General features: G+C 68.7%; 17 protein-coding genes. 6 read left to right on the top strand and 11 right to left on the bottom strand.

Annotated features, from left to right (window positions below; translation table 11 throughout):
- Nucleotides 1–16 precede the first annotated feature (16 nt).
- On the top strand, nucleotides 17–304 hold the full coding sequence (locus AC0QTQ_RS05315; protein ID WP_480258605.1) for an SCP2 sterol-binding domain-containing protein: 288 nt from the start codon (nucleotides 17–19) through the stop codon (nucleotides 302–304).
- The gene (locus AC0QTQ_RS05310; protein WP_480258604.1) at nucleotides 304–1,239 is read left to right on the top strand and encodes an alpha/beta fold hydrolase; all 936 of its coding nucleotides are present in this window, start codon (nucleotides 304–306) and stop codon (nucleotides 1,237–1,239) included. Before AC0QTQ_RS05315 ends, AC0QTQ_RS05310 begins: the two co-directional genes overlap by 1 nt.
- 17 nt (nucleotides 1,240–1,256) lie before the next feature.
- Here AC0QTQ_RS05310 and AC0QTQ_RS05305 read toward each other — a convergent pair whose 3' ends face one another.
- The 4 genes from AC0QTQ_RS05305 to AC0QTQ_RS05290 are packed head-to-tail and all read right to left on the bottom strand — an operon-like array spanning nucleotide 1,257 to nucleotide 5,195.
- On the bottom strand, nucleotides 1,257–1,982 hold the full coding sequence (locus AC0QTQ_RS05305; RefSeq protein ID WP_480258603.1) for a proteasome-type protease: 726 nt from the start codon (nucleotides 1,980–1,982) through the stop codon (nucleotides 1,257–1,259).
- 30 nt (nucleotides 1,983–2,012) lie between these two features.
- Complete coding sequence (locus AC0QTQ_RS05300) at nucleotides 2,013–2,825, bottom strand: transglutaminase family protein (protein ID WP_480258602.1); 813 nt, start codon at nucleotides 2,823–2,825, stop codon at nucleotides 2,013–2,015.
- Entirely contained in the window at nucleotides 2,822–3,775 is a 954-nt protein-coding gene (locus tag AC0QTQ_RS05295; RefSeq protein WP_121530305.1) for an alpha-E domain-containing protein, read from the bottom strand. The genes AC0QTQ_RS05300 and AC0QTQ_RS05295 overlap by 4 nt, the downstream gene beginning before the upstream one ends.
- 7 nt (nucleotides 3,776–3,782) lie before the next feature.
- Nucleotides 3,783–5,195 (bottom strand): circularly permuted type 2 ATP-grasp protein, encoded by a 1,413-nt coding sequence (locus AC0QTQ_RS05290; RefSeq protein ID WP_480258601.1) that lies wholly within the window; start codon nucleotides 5,193–5,195, stop codon nucleotides 3,783–3,785.
- A 348-nt stretch (nucleotides 5,196–5,543) separates the two neighbouring features.
- On the opposite strand from AC0QTQ_RS05290, the gene AC0QTQ_RS05285 reads away from it, so the two are divergent.
- Together AC0QTQ_RS05285 and AC0QTQ_RS05280 are read left to right on the top strand one after the other, a co-directional pair.
- Complete coding sequence (locus tag AC0QTQ_RS05285; protein WP_480258600.1) at nucleotides 5,544–7,367, top strand: M3 family oligoendopeptidase; 1,824 nt, start codon at nucleotides 5,544–5,546, stop codon at nucleotides 7,365–7,367.
- 81 nt (nucleotides 7,368–7,448) lie between these two features.
- Nucleotides 7,449–8,618: a dipeptidase gene (locus tag AC0QTQ_RS05280; protein ID WP_480258599.1), complete on the top strand. Its 1,170-nt coding sequence runs from the start codon at nucleotides 7,449–7,451 to the stop codon at nucleotides 8,616–8,618.
- Nucleotides 8,619–8,621: 3 nt separating this feature from the next.
- On the opposite strand, the gene AC0QTQ_RS05275 is transcribed toward AC0QTQ_RS05280, so the two are convergent.
- The 5 genes from AC0QTQ_RS05275 to lgt form a co-directional block, all read right to left on the bottom strand.
- Nucleotides 8,622–9,305: a Hint domain-containing protein gene (locus AC0QTQ_RS05275; protein WP_480258598.1), complete on the bottom strand. Its 684-nt coding sequence runs from the start codon at nucleotides 9,303–9,305 to the stop codon at nucleotides 8,622–8,624.
- Nucleotides 9,306–9,684: 379 nt separating this feature from the next.
- Nucleotides 9,685–9,858: a hypothetical protein gene (locus AC0QTQ_RS05270; RefSeq protein ID WP_183077421.1), complete on the bottom strand. Its 174-nt coding sequence runs from the start codon at nucleotides 9,856–9,858 to the stop codon at nucleotides 9,685–9,687.
- Between the two features lie 238 nt (nucleotides 9,859–10,096).
- Nucleotides 10,097–10,858, bottom strand: coding sequence for a peptidoglycan editing factor PgeF (gene pgeF / locus AC0QTQ_RS05265; protein ID WP_480258597.1), 762 nt, complete (start codon nucleotides 10,856–10,858; stop codon nucleotides 10,097–10,099).
- Nucleotides 10,842–11,942: a class I SAM-dependent methyltransferase gene (locus AC0QTQ_RS05260; RefSeq protein WP_480258596.1), complete on the bottom strand. Its 1,101-nt coding sequence runs from the start codon at nucleotides 11,940–11,942 to the stop codon at nucleotides 10,842–10,844. Before AC0QTQ_RS05260 ends, pgeF begins: the two co-directional genes overlap by 17 nt.
- A complete protein-coding gene (gene lgt / locus AC0QTQ_RS05255) occupies nucleotides 11,939–12,820 on the bottom strand; it encodes a prolipoprotein diacylglyceryl transferase (RefSeq protein WP_480258595.1) in 882 nt (293 codons plus the stop codon). Before lgt ends, AC0QTQ_RS05260 begins: the two co-directional genes overlap by 4 nt.
- A 112-nt stretch (nucleotides 12,821–12,932) precedes the next feature.
- Between lgt and AC0QTQ_RS05250 the strand changes: the two genes are divergently transcribed.
- Nucleotides 12,933–13,190 carry an accessory factor UbiK family protein gene (locus AC0QTQ_RS05250; protein ID WP_121530297.1) on the top strand — a complete coding sequence of 86 codons (258 nt, stop codon included), beginning with the start codon at nucleotides 12,933–12,935 and terminating at the stop codon, nucleotides 13,188–13,190.
- Between the two features lie 114 nt (nucleotides 13,191–13,304).
- On the opposite strand, the gene AC0QTQ_RS05245 is transcribed toward AC0QTQ_RS05250, so the two are convergent.
- Nucleotides 13,305–13,730, bottom strand: a complete 426-nt coding sequence (locus AC0QTQ_RS05245; RefSeq protein WP_121530296.1) for an NUDIX hydrolase — start codon at nucleotides 13,728–13,730, stop codon at nucleotides 13,305–13,307.
- Nucleotides 13,727–14,053: a DUF6476 family protein gene (locus AC0QTQ_RS05240; protein ID WP_147435430.1), complete on the bottom strand. Its 327-nt coding sequence runs from the start codon at nucleotides 14,051–14,053 to the stop codon at nucleotides 13,727–13,729. Before AC0QTQ_RS05240 ends, AC0QTQ_RS05245 begins: the two co-directional genes overlap by 4 nt.
- Here AC0QTQ_RS05240 and AC0QTQ_RS05235 point away from each other — a divergent pair.
- Nucleotides 14,043–15,080, top strand: coding sequence for an RluA family pseudouridine synthase (locus tag AC0QTQ_RS05235; RefSeq protein WP_480258594.1), 1,038 nt, complete (start codon nucleotides 14,043–14,045; stop codon nucleotides 15,078–15,080). The genes AC0QTQ_RS05240 and AC0QTQ_RS05235 overlap by 11 nt on opposite strands.
- Nucleotides 15,081–15,145 lie beyond the last annotated feature (65 nt).

Here is a 15,145-nt window from a genome sequence, read left to right as displayed (position 1 = left end):
CTTTCGGAGGAACTCAATGAGCGACATCATCGACAAGGCGGTTTCGGCGCTGGCCGAGAAACTGCCCAATGGCTTCTCGTCGACGGCGAAATTCATCATCAAGGACGAGGGCAGCATCATCATCGACGCCGACGGCGTGCGCGCGGGCGATGACGAGGCCGATGTGACGCTGATTGCCGACGCGACCACCTTCCGCGGCATCCTCGAGGGCGACGTGAACCCGACGATGGCCTTCATGACCGGCAAGCTGAAGATCGACGGCTCGATGGGCCTCGCGATGCAGCTCGGCGCGGCGCTCAGCTGATGCAGACGGCCCCGTTCCATGCGGCGATGGCACGCGGCCCCGAGGGTGGCCGCGCGGTCTGGCTGCGCACGGAGGACGGGGCACGCATCCGCCTCGGCCTGTGGCCGGGGCCCGCGGCGGCGAAGGGCACGGTGTTCCTGCTGCCCGGCCGCACCGAATATGTCGAGAAATACGGCCCCGCGGCCGCCGATCTGGGCGCGCGGGGCTATGCGATGCTCGCCATCGACTGGCGCGGCCAGGGGCTCGCGGACCGGCCGCTCGACGACCCGCTGAAGGGGCATGTCGCACATTTCCCCGACTTCCAGCGCGATCTGGCCGCGGTGATCGCCGCGGCGACCGCGCTCGAGCTGCCGCGGCCGTGGTTCATCCTCGGCCATTCGATGGGCGGCGCGATCGGGCTTCGGGCGCTGATGGGGGTGCATCCCTTCTCGGCCGCGGCCTTCTCGGCGCCGATGTGGGGCATCGGCCTGCCCCGGCTGATCCACCCCTTCGGGCCGCAGATCTCGCGCCTCTTCGACGCGAGCGCCCTTGCCGAACGCTATGCCCCGGGCACCGGCCCCGGCACCTATGTGCTGAGCGCGCCCTTCCTCGACAACAAGCTGACCACCGATCCCGGCATGTGGGCCTTCATGGTCGGCCATCTGGGCGAGGCGCCCGAGCTCGCCCTTGGCGGGCCGACGCTGCACTGGGTGACGCAGGGCGTGCTGGAATGCGAGGCGCTGGCGGCGCTTGCCTCGCCCGACCTGCCCTGCCTGACCGCGATCGGCGGCGCCGAACGGATCATCGACATCCCGGCGGTGACGGCGCGGATGGCACGCTGGCCGAAAGGCCGGCTCGAGGTCTTCGAGGGCGCCCAGCACGAGCTGATGATGGAGGGCGCCGCCACCCGCGCGCGCTTCTTCGACGCGGTGGCCGAGACCTTCGCACGCGCCTGAGCCCCCAGCCCCGGGGCTCAGATCTCGATGCGGGTGAAGCCTTCGCGCAGCGCCTCGGACCAGGCCTCGGACATGCGGGCGAAATCCGGGTCCTTCTTCTCGATCCGGCGGCGCGTGGTGACGCGGCAGGCATCCTTCGCGATCACCGCGAAATCGAGCGGCATGCCCACCGACAGGTTCGAGCGCAGTGTCGAATCCATCGACAGCAGCACCGCCTTGCGCGCGTCGTCAAGCGAGGTCGCGGGCGTCACCACCCGGTCGAGGATCGGCTTGCCATATTTGTGCTCGCCGATCTGCAGATAGGGCGTGTCCTCGGTCGCCTCGATGAAGTTCCCTTCCGGATAGATCAGGAACATCCGCATCGCGCCGCCCTTGCGCTGGCCCGCGACGATCATCGAGGCCGCGGTCGAGACCTTCGACGCCTCCATCTTGCTGTCGATGTCCTGACGCACCGAGGAGAGCGTGTTGCCGACGATCTCGGCCACCTTCAGCATCGTCGGCGCCAGCATGATCGAGGTTTCCGAGGTCGCCTCGTGGTCGTCGACCGCCTCGTGCAGCCGCGCCATCGTCGTCTGCGTGACCGAGAGCGAGCCCGCGGTCAGGATGGCAACGACGCGCTCGCCCGGCTCCTCGAAGACGAACATCTTGCGATAGATGGCAATGTTGTCGAGCCCCGCGTTGGTGCGGGTGTCGGACAGCAGCACCATCCCCTCGTTGAGCAGAAGGCCAACGCAATACGTCATGTTCTTCCCCGGAAAAGCCCGGGAACCCTTCTATTGCTGGATCGCGTCAAGAGCAACGGTGACGTCAAGCTTCTCCTCGCCCGCGCCCATGGCGACACCCTTGACCGGCGCCGCCTCGCGCGCGTCGAGCCCCGAGCCGAGCCGGATGTAGCGCTCGTCCGGGCAGCAGCCGTTCGCCGCGTCGAAGCCGATCCAGCCGATGCCCTCGACCCAGATCTCGGCCCAGGCATGGCTGGCCTCGTGCGGCGCGCCGTCGTCGCGGGCGTAAAGATAGCCCGAGACATAGCGCGCCGGCATGTCGAGGGCGCGCGCGCAGGCGATCAGCGCATGCGCATGGTCTTGGCAGACCCCCTCGCCCAGATCGAGCGCCTCGGCCGCGGTCGTATGCGCATGGGTGCTTCCCGGCGCATAGGTGATCGCCCCGGCCACGGCCGCGCTCAGCCGGTGCGCCCGGTCGAGCGCGTCATCGGCGCCGGCCGCGGCCTCCTGCGCCAGCGTCTCGATCGCGTCATCGATCCAGGTCGCCACCGTCTCGCGCAGATAGGCGAAGGGCGGCACGATCTCGCGGTGGCCGCGCAGCACCCCCGCCATGTCGATGGTCTCGACCTGCCCCGCGACGGCGATCGACACCTCGCTCACCGGGCCGCGCATCGACCAGCCCTCGACCTTGTCGCCCGCGCCGTCGCGGAACGAGCCGCCGCGGGTGCCGCCCTCGACCGTCACATCCCAGCGGATCGCCCGCTGACCGTCGAAGCGCGACGGGAACAGCCGCAACGACTGCACCGCCGCGCGCATCGGCGCGTCATAGCGGTAGGTGGTCACGTGGTTGACCGTCAGGATCATCTCGCCTCTCCGCTCAGATACGCGTTGTAGACCATGTTCGAGAGCTCGCCGATGTCGCGAATGAAGCGGGTCAGGAACTCGTGCAGACCTTCCTCGAAGATCTCCTCGACGGTGGTCTCGGCCAGCTCGCCCACCAGCGCGCGGGCGCGCATCTGTGCCGGGCCGGACTTGTGATAGGCATGGGCGAGATCGTCGAGATGCTCCATCGCCGAGGTCGTGGCGGTGATCAGCGAGCGCGGCGTCTGCCGGTTCAGGATCAGGAAATGCGCTATCTTCTTCGACGTGATGTCGCCGCCATAGGCCCAGTGAAAGGCGCGCTGCGCCGACATCGCGCGCAGCAATGTCTGCCACTGATAGTTGTCGAGCCCGGAACCGACGAAATCGACGCTCGGCAGAAGGACATAATATTTCACGTCGATCAGCCGCGCGGTGTTGTCGGCACGTTCCAGCGCGAAGCCGAGGTTCAGGAAGTTGTAGCCGTCGTTGCGCAGCAGCGTCGCCTCGATCGCGCCGCGGATCATCGCCGCCTGCCGCATCACCCATTCGGTGAGTTCGGTCAGCTCAAGCTCGGAGCGTGCCTTGCGCTCGAGCTGGCGCATCTCCTGGAACGCCATGTTGAGCGCGTCCCAGACCTGCGCGGTCAGCGCCGTGCGCACGATGCGCGCATTTTCGCGCGCACGCTCGATGCAGCTGACCACCGAGGACGGGTTGTCGCGGTCGAAGAACAGATAGCTCTCGATGTTGCGCTGCACCGGGTCGCCGTATTTCTCGGCAAAGCCCTCGGCCGTGCCCGAGGCCTGCAAGAGGCTTTCCCACTCGCTTCGATAGCCATGCCCCGCCGAGGGCATCAGCGCGATCCTTGCGCCCACCTCGAGCAGGCGCGCCATGGTTTCCGCCCGCTCGATGTAGCGCGCGATCCAGAACAGGTTTTCCGCAGTCCGGCTCAGCATCTTGTCGTCACTCCGCCAGCACCCAGGTGTCCTTGACCCCGCCGCCCTGCGACGAGTTGACGACCAGCGAGCCTTCCTTCAGTGCCACGCGGGTCAGCCCACCCGGCACCAGTTCGATCTTCTCGCCGACAAGGCAATAGGGCCGCAGATCGACGTGCCGCGGCGCGATGCCCTCCTCGACGAAGGTCGGCGTGGTCGACAGCGCCAGCGTCGGCTGCGCGATGTAGTTGTCGGGATTTTCCGTGATCTTGATGCGGAAGGTCTCGATCTGGTCCTTGGTCGACTTCGGCCCGACCAGCATGCCGTAGCCGCCCGAGCCGTGCACCTCCTTCACCACCAGCTCGCCCAGATGCTCGAGGACATATTTGCAATCTTCGTCCTTGGCGCATTTCCAGGTGGGCACGTTGTTCAAGAGCGGCTCCTCGCCGAGGTAGAAGCGCACCATGTCCGGCACATAGGTGTAGATCGCCTTGTCGTCGGCCACCCCGGCCCCCGGCGCCGAGCAGATCGTCACCCCGCCCGAGCGGTAGACATCCATCAGCCCGGGCACGCCCAGCATGCTGTCCGGGCGGAAGCACAGCGGGTCGAGGAAGGCATCGTCGAGGCGGCGATAGATCACGTCGAGCTTCTTCGGTCCCTCGGTCGTGCGCATCCAGCAAAAGCCGCCCTCGACGAAGAGATCGGCGCCCTCGACCAGCTCGACCCCCATCAGGTCGGCGAGGAAGCTGTGCTCGTAATAGGCCGAGTTGAAATGGCCCGGCGTGAGGATCGCGATCGTGGGTTCCCGGTCGCATTTCGCCGGGGCGACCGAGGCCAGCGTCCGGCGCAGCGCATCGGCATAGCCATCGACCGGCTCGATCCGGTTCTCGCGGAAGATCTGCGGGAACATCCGCATCATGATCTCGCGGTTTTCCAGCATGTAGCTGACGCCCGATGGGGTGCGGCAATTGTCTTCCAGCACGAAGAACTCGTCCGCGCCGGTGCGCACGATGTCGATGCCGACGATATGGCTGTAGATGCCGCGCGGCGGGGTGAAGCCCGCGACGGCGCGCTCGTAGGCCTCGTTCTGATAGACCAGCCGCGCCGGGATCTTACCCGCCTTGACGATTTCGCCGCGCCCGTAGACGTCGAGCAGGAAGGCGTTGAGCGCGCGGGCGCGCTGCTTGATGCCCTTCTCGAGCCGGCGCCATTCGAACTGGGTGAAGACGCGCGGGAACATGTCGAAGGGGATCAGCCGATCCGGGTCGCCACCTTCGCCATAGACCGCGAAGGTGATGCCGATGCGGCGGAAGAGTGCCTCCGCCTCGGCCTGTTTCAGGTGCCGCAATTCGGCGGGCATCGCCTTGGTCCAGTCCTCGAGCCGTGCATAGGGCTCGCGGACTTTTCCGGCGTCATACATTTCGTTGAAGAAGTCAGTCATGGCGCGTTGATTCCTCCGGCCTTGCTCAAACCTTAAGGAGCGGTTTCGGCGAGCGGAAGCGGCGCCCCGGTGTCAAAGCACCCGCACCCCGGAATTAAGCGCGAACACGGGGCATTTGATTAAGTTTTATACAGCTATCGGCTTACTTTCGCAGCGAAATGATAACTTTAGCCGCCAAATCGGGCAATTCATCGCGCTTTTTTCGGCAGGGCGGCGACAGGCCGGGCCGCCGGGATCGACCACGGCGGCGCCCCGGCACCGGCGCCCCGCCGCCGTCCGATCCGCACCGCGGCTTGAACCTGCCCCCTGCCTGCGCCTATCTCTGGGACAACCACAGATGAGGGTGCCATGAAAAAGAACCTGCCGCTTCTCGATGCCAACGCCAGTGCAGGGGGCGCTTCGGGCGGCTTCGGTGACCTGCCGGACTGGGACCTGAGCGATCTCTACACCGCCCCCGACGCGCCGGAACTGGCCCGCGACATGGCATCGCTCGAAACCATGTGCGCAAGCTTCGCGGCCGATTACGAGGGCAAGCTTGCCACGCTCGACGCCGCCGCGATGGCCGAGTGCATCCGCCGCTACGAAGCGATCGAGACGACGGCCGGGCGGATCATGTCCTATGCCGGGCTGCGCTATTATCAGAACACCGTCGATGGCGCGCGCGCCAAGTTCCTGTCGGACGCGCAGGACCGGATCACCGGCTACACCACGCCGCTCGTCTTCTTCTCGCTCGAGTTCAACCGGATCGACGACGCGACCTATGAGGCGGTCTTCGCCGATCCGGCGGTGGCGCGTTACAAGCCGGTGTTCGACCGGATGCGGGCGATGAAGCCCTATCAGCTGTCCGACGAGCTGGAAAAATTCCTGCACGACCAGTCGGTCGTCGGCGCCGCCGCCTGGAACCGGCTCTTTGACGAGACCACCGCCGCGCTGACCTTCGAGGTCGAGGGCGAGACGCTGAACCTCGAAGCCACGACGACGCTGATGACCGACCACGACCGGCCGAAGCGCGAGGCTGCGGCCCATGCGCTGGCCAAGGTCTTTTCCGACAACATCAAGATCTTCGCGCGCGTGCACAACACGCTCGCCAAGGAAAAGGAGATCGAGGACCGCTGGCGCAAGATGCCGACGCCGCAGACCGGCCGGCACCTATCGAACGACGTCGAGCCCGAGGTGGTCGAGGCGCTGCGCAACGCCGTGGTCGCCGCCTATCCGCGGCTCAGCCACCGCTATTACGCGCTGAAGGCGAAATGGCTGGGCCTCGAGACGCTGGAGATCTGGGACCGCAACGCGCCGCTGCCGAGCGAGGCGCCGCGCAAGATCCTGTGGGACGAGGCGAAGGACACGGTGCTGACCGCCTATGCCAGCTTCTCGCCGAAGATGGCCGAGATCGCCCAGCCCTTCTTCGAGAAGGGCTGGATCGACGCGGGCGTCAAGCCCGGCAAGGCGCCGGGCGCCTTCGCCCATCCGACGGTGACCACCGTCCACCCCTATGTGATGCTGAATTACCTCGGCAAGCCGCGCGACGTGATGACGCTGGCGCACGAGCTCGGCCATGGCGTGCACCAGGTGCTGGCGGCGGGCCAGGGCGAGATGCTGGCCGACACGCCGCTGACGCTGGCCGAGACCGCCTCGGTCTTCGGCGAGATGCTGACCTTCCGCAAGCTGCTCGATGGCGCCAAGACCCAGGCCGAGCGCAAGACGCTGCTCGCCGGCAAGGTCGAGGACATGATCAACACCGTGGTGCGGCAGATCGCGTTCTATGACTTCGAATGCAAGCTGCACGCCGCCCGCGCCCAGGGCGAGCTGACGCCCGAGGACATCAACGCGCTGTGGATGTCGGTGCAGGCCGAGAGCCTCGGGCCAGCGTTCACCTTCATGCCGGGCTACGAGACCTTCTGGTCCTATATCCCGCATTTCGTGCACTCGCCCTTCTACGTCTATGCCTATGCCTTCGGCGACGGGCTGGTGAACGCGCTCTACGCCGCCTATGCCGACGGGCTGCCCGACTTCCAGGAGAAGTATTTCGAGATGCTGAAGGCCGGCGGCTCGAAGCACCACAAGGAGCTGCTCGCCCCCTTCGGCCTCGACGCCTCGGACCCCGCCTTCTGGGACAAGGGGCTGAGCATGATCGCGGGCTTCATCGACGAGCTCGAGGCGATGGAGGCCTGAGCCTGACGCAAGGGTGCCTCTGGGCGCCCTTGCCCCGCCCTGCTAGCCTGCGCACCGGAGGATTTCAGGGAGGAATTTCAAATGGCACGCAAATGGCTGTGGCGCCTTGCGGGGGTGCTGGTTCTGGGAGCCGGCACCTTTTTCACGCTCGCCCCGCGCATTGCCGAAAACGGGCAGAACGCCGTCACCCCGCACGCGCCCTGGCCGGTCTCGCCCGAGGCCGCCGCGCTGCATGCCCGGCTGTTCGTCGGCGACTGGCATTCGGACGCGCTGCTGTGGGGGCGCAGCCTGCTGATGCGCTCGACCCGCGGCCATGTCGACCTGCCGCGGCTGCGCGCGGGCCATGTCGCGCTGCAGGTCTTCACCACGGTGACGAAAAGCCCCGCCGGGCAGAATTACGAGCAGAACTCGGCCAGCGCGCGCGACAACATCACCGCGCTGATGATCGCCGAGGCGCGTCCGCCGCAGACCTGGTTCAGCCTGATGGCGCGCGGCCTCGATCAGGCGGCCCGGCTGAATGCGACCGCGGCGAAGGCGCCCGAGCAGCTGACCGTGATCCGCACCCGCGCCGATCTCGACGCGCTGGTGGCCGCGCGCGCGGCGGGCGCCGAGACCGTGGGCGGCCTCCTCGGCGCCGAGGGCGGCCATGTGCTAGAAGGCCGGATCGAGAACCTCGGCCGGCTTTACGACGCGGGGTTCCGGCTGATGGGGCTCACCCATTTCTTCGATAATGAACTTGGCGGCAGCCTGCATGGCGAGGACAACGCCGGCCTCACCCCCTTCGGCCGCGAGGTGGTGGCAGAGATGGTCGCGCGCCACATGGTGATCGACCTCGCCCATGCCTCGCCACAGATGGCGCGCGACGTGCTGGCGATGCCCGGCACCCGGCCGATCGTCAGCCACACCGGCATCCACGGCACCTGCCCGACGAAGCGCAACTTCCCCGACGAGCTGATGCAGGCGATCGTGGCGAAGGGCGGCGTGGTCGGCATCGGCTTCTGGGACGAGGCGGTCTGCGATGCGACGCCCGCGGGCATCGCGAAGAGCATCACGGCCGCGGTGGCGCTTCTGGGCGAGGATCACGTCTCGCTCGGCTCGGATTTCGATGGCGCGGTGACCACCGATCTCGACAGCTCCGAGCTTGCCACGATCACCCAGGCGCTGATGGACACCGGGATGAGCGAGGCGGTGATTGCCAAGGTGATGGGCGGCAACATGCTGCGCTACCTGCGCGAGACCCTGCCGGGCTGAGCCTCAGCCCCTAAGCCCCTCGGCCTCGAACCGGGTCAGACGCGGCTGCGCGGGCGGGCCGAAATCGGCAAGACCGCGCAGCTGCGGGAACTGCGCCAGAAACAGCGACAGCATCCGCGGCTCGACCATCGTCTCGAGCCCGCCGCCGGGGTGATAGCTTTCGACCTCCATCCCGGCGACGCGCAGGCTGCCCTGCCGTTCAAGCACGAGATGATGCACGGTGACCGGCGTTGCCGGGCGCAGCTCGATCACGCTCTCGCCGTCGACAAGGGCGCGCACCGGCACATAGGCCGCCTCGAGCCCCGTCGCCCGCTTCAGCCGCGCATCGCGCAGGCACAGCCGCGCCGCGGGCCCCAGCACCAGGTCCGGCATCGGCCGCCCCGGACCGAAGGCCTCGGCGGTGACGCGGACAAGGCGGGCCTCCTCGCCCCTCTCGGCGCCGGGATAAAGCACCATCGACCCGATCCAGGTGATCGTCTCGGCCCGCCCCTCGGCGGTCAGCGCGCGCATCCCGGGCACGAGGTCCTCGACCGCGACAGGCCCGTCCCCGGTCGCGATCACCGCACCGCGCGCGAGCGCCGAGAACGCCTCCTCGAACAGCGGAACCGCGGGGCCAAGCCGGGTGGCGCTGTCGATGCGGCCATCGGCTGCGAGCCAGCAGGTCTCGTAACGGCGGGTCAGGGGCACGGGGCGCGGCGCACGCCCATCGGGCGCGGCAGGCGCCGGCGTCGGGCGCGCAGAAATCTGGGCAGGGGTCGCGGGCGCAAACGGCCCGGCCGCCAGAGGGCGGTTCTGGGTCATGAAAACAGCCTTGATATGCGTCGGATCTGCGGGGCCCCCACCCTTTCGCAGAGAGACCCTGAAAGGATGCGCACGCCCCGTCGAGCGGTCAAATTTTACTGAAAATTGCAGTGCCCCGCGGGATCAATCCACGGGGCCTGCGGGAACTGTTTCGCGAAAGCCGCGCCCGGCGCGGATCTTGCCAAAATGGGCAGCGAATCGACCGCGCGGACGACGCGGCCTCGGCGGGCCGGGAGTGGCAGCCCCCGGCCCGGGGCCAGCCCGCTCAGCGGGCGGCCAGCACCGGACGCTGCGGCGCGCGCGAGGCGGCCTCGTCAGCAGCCCGGCGCACAATCATCGCCTCGCGGCGCGCGCCACGAGCCCAGGGCATCTGCACCTCGGACTGCGCGGCCTCGGCGAGGACCGATTTCATCCAGCGGGGGGTCTTGGTGGTGCTCATCTCTGCTCTCCTGCCTTGGGGCGTGTCAGTGCGGGATCGTCCCGGATGCCCTCTTTATCGCGGCCCATTGCGGCACTGTTAAGGCTTTGGAACCAATCCGTCACGGGGCCATCTGCGGGAATTATGGCCCCCGATTGTTGCGCCAGACGAACAAATCAACGGGTTTTCACCGAAATCCGCCGCAGGGCGCCACAATTGCGGCAAGAGCGTGGCAGCCCCCGGCGCAATCGCGCCGCAATCAAAGCCGAATCGTCGAGATCAGCCGGCCGTAATCCGCCTCGCCGGCATGGGTCGCGCGGCGGTAGGAATAGAATCGGTCGGGGTCGGAATAGGTGCAATGCCCGGTCCATTCCGCCGCGCCCACCCCCGCCGTGCGCAGCCGGTGCAGGCCGAAGGACGGCAGGTCGAACATCGGCTTGCCATTCGGGCCGCCGGCGAAGAAGCGGTCATACTCCGGGTCTTCGGCGAGGAAATTGTCCATGAAGTCGAAACCGACCTCATAGGCGCGCTGCGAGATGCAGGGGCCGATCACCGCCACGGTATCGGCGCGCTGCGCCCCCAGCCCCTCCATCGCCTCGAGCGTCGCCTCGAGCACACCGCCCAGCGCGCCGCGCCAGCCGGCATGGGCCACGCCCACCACCCCCGCGGTGCGGTCGGCAAACAGCACAGGCTCGCAATCGGCGGTCAGCACGGTCAGCAGAAGGCCGGGCGTCGCGGTGACGATGGCATCGGCGGTGACCGGCGCGTCGAGCGGCGCCTCGACCACCGAGACATCGGCGGAATGCACCTGGTTCACGCCCACGACCTCGGCCGGGCTGACCCCCATCGCCATCGCCACGCGGGCGCGGTTGAGGTTCACGGCTTCGGTCAGGTCGCTCGACCCGTGGCCGCAGTTCAGCCCGTGGAACACCCCCGAGGAGGCCCCGCCGCGGCGAGTGAAGAAGCCATGCTTGACGCCCGAAAGCGCGCGCGAGGTCAGGATATCAAGAGTTGTCGGCATCATCATCTGCGGTGGCTGCATCGAAGCCCGGAGGCCGCGGGGCGGCCTTGGGGTAAAGGGCAAGCGTCTGGAACAGGTGACCCATTTCGGCCGGGTGGGTCAAGCGCCGATGCGCGGCAACATGCGCGTCAAGCGCCTCCCCGGTCAGCGCCTGCGCCAGACGCTCGGCCCGGGCGGTGATGCCGAGCCGTTCGAGCAGCACCCCCTGCGGGGTCATCGCGCTCACCGCAACGCCCGCGGCGCGGGCCGCGCGCGCGATCGGCTCGAAATCGACATGGGCGGTCAGGTCGGCCTCGCCCGGCGCCTCGAACGGGTCGCAAGGCGCATGGGCGCGCAACGCCTGGAAGGTGTCGCCAAGGCTGCGCCAGTTGCCATAGTCGATGACCAGCGCCGCGCCGCCATGGCGCGCGATCCGGCCGGCGATCTCGGCAACGATGCCGGGCACGGCGGGGCAGATCTCGACGATGTCGCCGTCCTGCGTGTCGGCGAGACGATCGTCGAGCAGCGCCAGCGCCACCGGCGGAGCGAGCCCCGGCACCAGCCGCCCGTCCGCAAGCCCCACCTGCCGCTCGGCCCAGGCCCCGCCCCGGCGCTCGAAGGCGCGGACCGGCAGGGCGTCGAAGAACTCGTTCGCCACCAGGAACAGCGGCGCCTCGGGCAGATCGGCCACGCTGTCGTGCCACTGCACCGCATGGCCCGCAAGGCGCGCGCGCTGCACCTCGCGCAGGCTGGCCGAGGCCTCGACCAGATGCACCTCGGCCGCCGCCGCCATCCCCGGCACGGCGCGCATCGCGCGCAGCATGTCGGCCATCAGTGTGCCGCGCCCGGGGCCGAGCTCGGCCAGCACGAAGCGCATGGGCGCGCCCTGATCGAGCCAGGCCTGCGCCAGACACAGCCCCAGCATCTCGCCGAACATCTGCGAGATTTCCGGCGCGGTGATGAAATCGCCCGCCCGGCCGAACGGGTCGCGGGTGGCGTAATAGCCATGCGCCGGGTGCAGCAGGCATTCGGCCATGTAGGCATCCAGCCGGATCGGCCCCTCGAGCGCGATGCGCCGCGCGAAGATCTCGGCAAGCGGGGTCACGCCTGCCCCCGCCGCGCGCGCAGCGCAAACCACAGCCCGACGGCGATCATCGGCAAGGACAGGATCTGCCCCATGGTCAGGCCCCAGTCACCGAACTGCAGCGCAAGCCCGAGCGGGTTGCCCGGCCCGACGAATTGCGCGTCGGGCTGACGGAAGAGCTCGACCACCGCGCGGCTGAGCCCATAGCCGGTCAGGAACACGCCCAGCAGCAGCCCCGGCCGCTTCAGCGCCCCCGTGGCCATCAGCGCCCAGAGGATGGTGCCCAGCAGCAGACCTTCGAGCCCCGCCTCGTAGAGCTGCGAGGGGTGGCGCGCGCAAATGCCGTCGATCTGCCCGGCGATGCCGTTGCAGACCTGCGCCGCCTCGACCGGGAAGATCACCCCCCAGGGCGCATCCGTGGGCCGGCCCCAGAGCTCGGGCTTGATGAAATTCGCGACCCGGCCCAGGAACAGCCCGATCGGCGCGACCAGCGCGAAGGCATCGGCCACGCGCAGCGCCGGCAGATCGTGGCGGCGACAGAACCACAGCCCCGCCACCACCGTGCCGAGGAAGCCGCCGTGGAAGGACATGCCGCCCTGCCAGACCTTCACCACCTCGAGCGGGTGGGTCAGGTAATACCCCGGCTCGTAGAACAGCACGAAGCCGAGCCGGCCGCCGATCACCACGCCAAGGATCACCGCCGTCAGCAGATCCTCGACCAGCTTCGGCCGCATCGGCGCGGTGCCGCCCCAGAGCGCGGGGCGGTTCATCAGTGCCACGATGATGCGCCAGCCGGCCATCAGCCCGGCGATATAGGCCAGCGCATACCAGCGGATCGGCAGGTTCACGACCGGAATGACAAAGGCGTTCGGGTCGATCTCGGGGAAGGGAATGGCCATGGTGCTCCTCGATGTCGCGCGCAGGAAGCCCGCGGGCCGGGGCGAAGTCAACCTTGTCTCTTGCCGCGGCTGCGCTCATATAGGGCAAAACCCCGTGACCATGAGGGATGCGATGCAAGCGCCGAACAAGTTCTTCGACGAGATGTCCAAGCTGATGACCAACGCCATGGGCGTGGCGCAGGGCGCCCGCACCGAGGCGGAAACCGCGATGAAAAGCTGGATGGACCGCTGGCTTGCCGACCGCGACTTCGTCACCCGCGAGGAATTCGACGCGGTGAAGGCGATGGCGCAGAAGGCGCGCGAAGAGAACGAGGCGCTGAAGGCCCGTCTCGATGCGCTCGAGGCCGCAAGCCCGAAGACCGGGGCCTGAGCCCCGCCCCGCGGGCTTTTCTCCCGCGGTTTTTTTCTTGGCTCAAAAACTCCCGCCGGAGGCTCCCGCCCCCTTGGCCGCGCCTCTGGCGGGAGTCTTTGTGCAGGGAAAAGCCTAAACTCGCGCCGCCAGAGCCCGGGCGAGGACCTCTTCGACGCGCGCACTCATCGGGCGGGCGCGGGCCAGCACCTCGGGCACCGGCACCCATTCCGCCTCGAGCGCGTCATCGGCCGCCTGCGGCTCGCCCTGCGCCTGCGCACAGGCGACGGCCACGAGGTGATAGTGGAACTGCACCGCGCCGTCCGCATCACGGCTGATCGCGTCGGTCTGGGCGATGACGGTGCCGGCGCGGGCCACAAGCCCGGTCTCTTCCGTCAGTTCGCGCAGTGCCGCCGCCTCGACCGTCTCGCCCCAGTCGACCTTGCCGCCCGGATAGCCCCAGAGCCCGGCATCGGGCGGGTTCGCCCGGCGCACGAGCAGCACCTCCTCGCCGCGCAGCACCACCGCCAGAACGGCCAGCCGCGGCACCGGCGCGCTCATGGCGCGGGCGCCCCGGGGGCGGGGGCAAGCCGGGTCTCGCCCAGCAGCGTGCCGTCGCGCAGATAGACCAGCACCCGGTCGTCGGCGCCCAGCACCACGATGCGGTTGCCGGCGAAAGCGAGCGAGATCGGGCGCAGCCCCTCGGGCAGCACCACCGCCGCGGGCAGCTCGGGCAGCGGCACCGGGCCCGACAGGCGGGTGACAAGCAGCCCGACGATCGTTACAAGCCCGAGGATCATCGTGACGGCCAGCGCCGTCACCAGGATTTTCAGAAACCGGACCTCGGGCAGCGGGGCCGGATCGGAAGGCAGCATGTCGGACATCGGGCAGACCATCCTTCGCGTCGAGATCGGGGACACCCCCGCCGGCCGCCTTGATAAGGCCTTGGCGGCGGCAGTGCCAGAGGAAGCGGCGCTGTCGCGCTCGCGGCTGGCACGGCTGATCGCCGAGGGCGCGGTGACGAAGGACGGCGCGCCTGTCACCGACCAGAAGGCGAAGGTCGAGCCCGGCGAGGTCTACGAGATCGCGCTCGAGCCGCCGAGGCCGGTCGAGACCCTGGCGCAGGAAATCCCCCTCACCGTGATCTGGGAGGACGAGGATCTGATCGTCATCGACAAGCCCGCGGGGATGGTGGTGCATCCGGCGCCGGGCTCGGAAGACGGCACGCTGGTCAATGCGCTGCTCCATCATTTCGGCGGCACCCTGTCGGGGATCGGCGGCGAGGCGCGGCCGGGAATCGTGCACCGCATCGACAAGGACACCTCGGGCCTTCTGGTGGTGGCAAAGTCGGACCGCGCCCATCACGGCCTTGCCGCGCAATTCGAGAAGCACACGGTGCACCGGCATTACTCGGCCGTGGTCTATGGCGTGCCCGATGCCGGGGACCCGCGGCTGCGCGGCACCCGCGGCGTCAGCTTCGAGGCGGGCAACGTGATGAAGGTCACCTCGCAGCTCGCCCGCCACAAGACCGACCGGCAGCGCCAGGCGGTGCTGTTCGAGGGCGGCCGCCACGCCGTCACCCGCGCCCGCGTGGTCGAGGCATTCGGTGGTGTCGCGGCGCTCGTCGATTGCTGGCTCGAGACCGGGCGCACGCATCAGATCCGCGTGCACATGGCCCATGCCGGCCACGGGCTAATCGGCGATCCGGTCTATGGCGGCAAGCGCAAGCTGCCTCCGAAGGCCGTGGGCGAGGTGGGCGCGGCGGCGGCGGCGGCCTTCCCGCGTCAGGCGCTCCATGCCGCGACGCTTGGCTTCATCCACCCGGTGACCGGCGAGGAGCTGAGCTTTTCCTCGCCCCTGCCCGCCGACATCGAGGCGCTGCTCGCGGCCCTGCGCTCGGGCGAAAACTGAACCCGAAAGTTCACATCTTCGTCATTCGGCCCTTGCGGGGCATCGGAAACGGCCCCATCATCCGT

The organism is Paenirhodobacter sp. YD-8 (assembly GCF_056590935.1).
This window is presented reverse-complemented; position numbering and strand designations above follow the sequence as displayed.

Excerpts from the sequence above, each read along its gene's own strand:
- AC0QTQ_RS05315 (WP_480258605.1), top strand. The coding sequence starts at position 17 with ATGAGCGACATCATCGACAAGGCGGTTTCGGCGCTGGCCGAGAAACTG.
- AC0QTQ_RS05310 (WP_480258604.1), top strand. The coding sequence starts at position 304 with ATGCAGACGGCCCCGTTCCATGCGGCGATGGCACGCGGCCCCGAGGGT.
- AC0QTQ_RS05305 (WP_480258603.1), bottom strand. The coding sequence starts at position 1,982 with ATGACGTATTGCGTTGGCCTTCTGCTCAACGAGGGGATGGTGCTGCTG.
- AC0QTQ_RS05300 (WP_480258602.1), bottom strand. The coding sequence starts at position 2,825 with ATGATCCTGACGGTCAACCACGTGACCACCTACCGCTATGACGCGCCG.
- AC0QTQ_RS05295 (WP_121530305.1), bottom strand. The coding sequence starts at position 3,775 with ATGCTGAGCCGGACTGCGGAAAACCTGTTCTGGATCGCGCGCTACATC.
- AC0QTQ_RS05290 (WP_480258601.1), bottom strand. The coding sequence starts at position 5,195 with ATGACTGACTTCTTCAACGAAATGTATGACGCCGGAAAAGTCCGCGAG.
- AC0QTQ_RS05285 (WP_480258600.1), top strand. The coding sequence starts at position 5,544 with ATGAAAAAGAACCTGCCGCTTCTCGATGCCAACGCCAGTGCAGGGGGC.
- AC0QTQ_RS05280 (WP_480258599.1), top strand. The coding sequence starts at position 7,449 with ATGGCACGCAAATGGCTGTGGCGCCTTGCGGGGGTGCTGGTTCTGGGA.
- AC0QTQ_RS05270 (WP_183077421.1), bottom strand. The coding sequence starts at position 9,858 with ATGAGCACCACCAAGACCCCCCGCTGGATGAAATCGGTCCTCGCCGAG.
- pgeF (WP_480258597.1), bottom strand. The coding sequence starts at position 10,858 with ATGCCGACAACTCTTGATATCCTGACCTCGCGCGCGCTTTCGGGCGTC.
- lgt (WP_480258595.1), bottom strand. The coding sequence starts at position 12,820 with ATGGCCATTCCCTTCCCCGAGATCGACCCGAACGCCTTTGTCATTCCG.
- AC0QTQ_RS05250 (WP_121530297.1), top strand. The coding sequence starts at position 12,933 with ATGCAAGCGCCGAACAAGTTCTTCGACGAGATGTCCAAGCTGATGACC.
- AC0QTQ_RS05245 (WP_121530296.1), bottom strand. The coding sequence starts at position 13,730 with ATGAGCGCGCCGGTGCCGCGGCTGGCCGTTCTGGCGGTGGTGCTGCGC.
- AC0QTQ_RS05235 (WP_480258594.1), top strand. The coding sequence starts at position 14,043 with ATGTCGGACATCGGGCAGACCATCCTTCGCGTCGAGATCGGGGACACC.
- AC0QTQ_RS05240 (WP_147435430.1), bottom strand. The coding sequence starts at position 14,053 with ATGTCCGACATGCTGCCTTCCGATCCGGCCCCGCTGCCCGAGGTCCGG.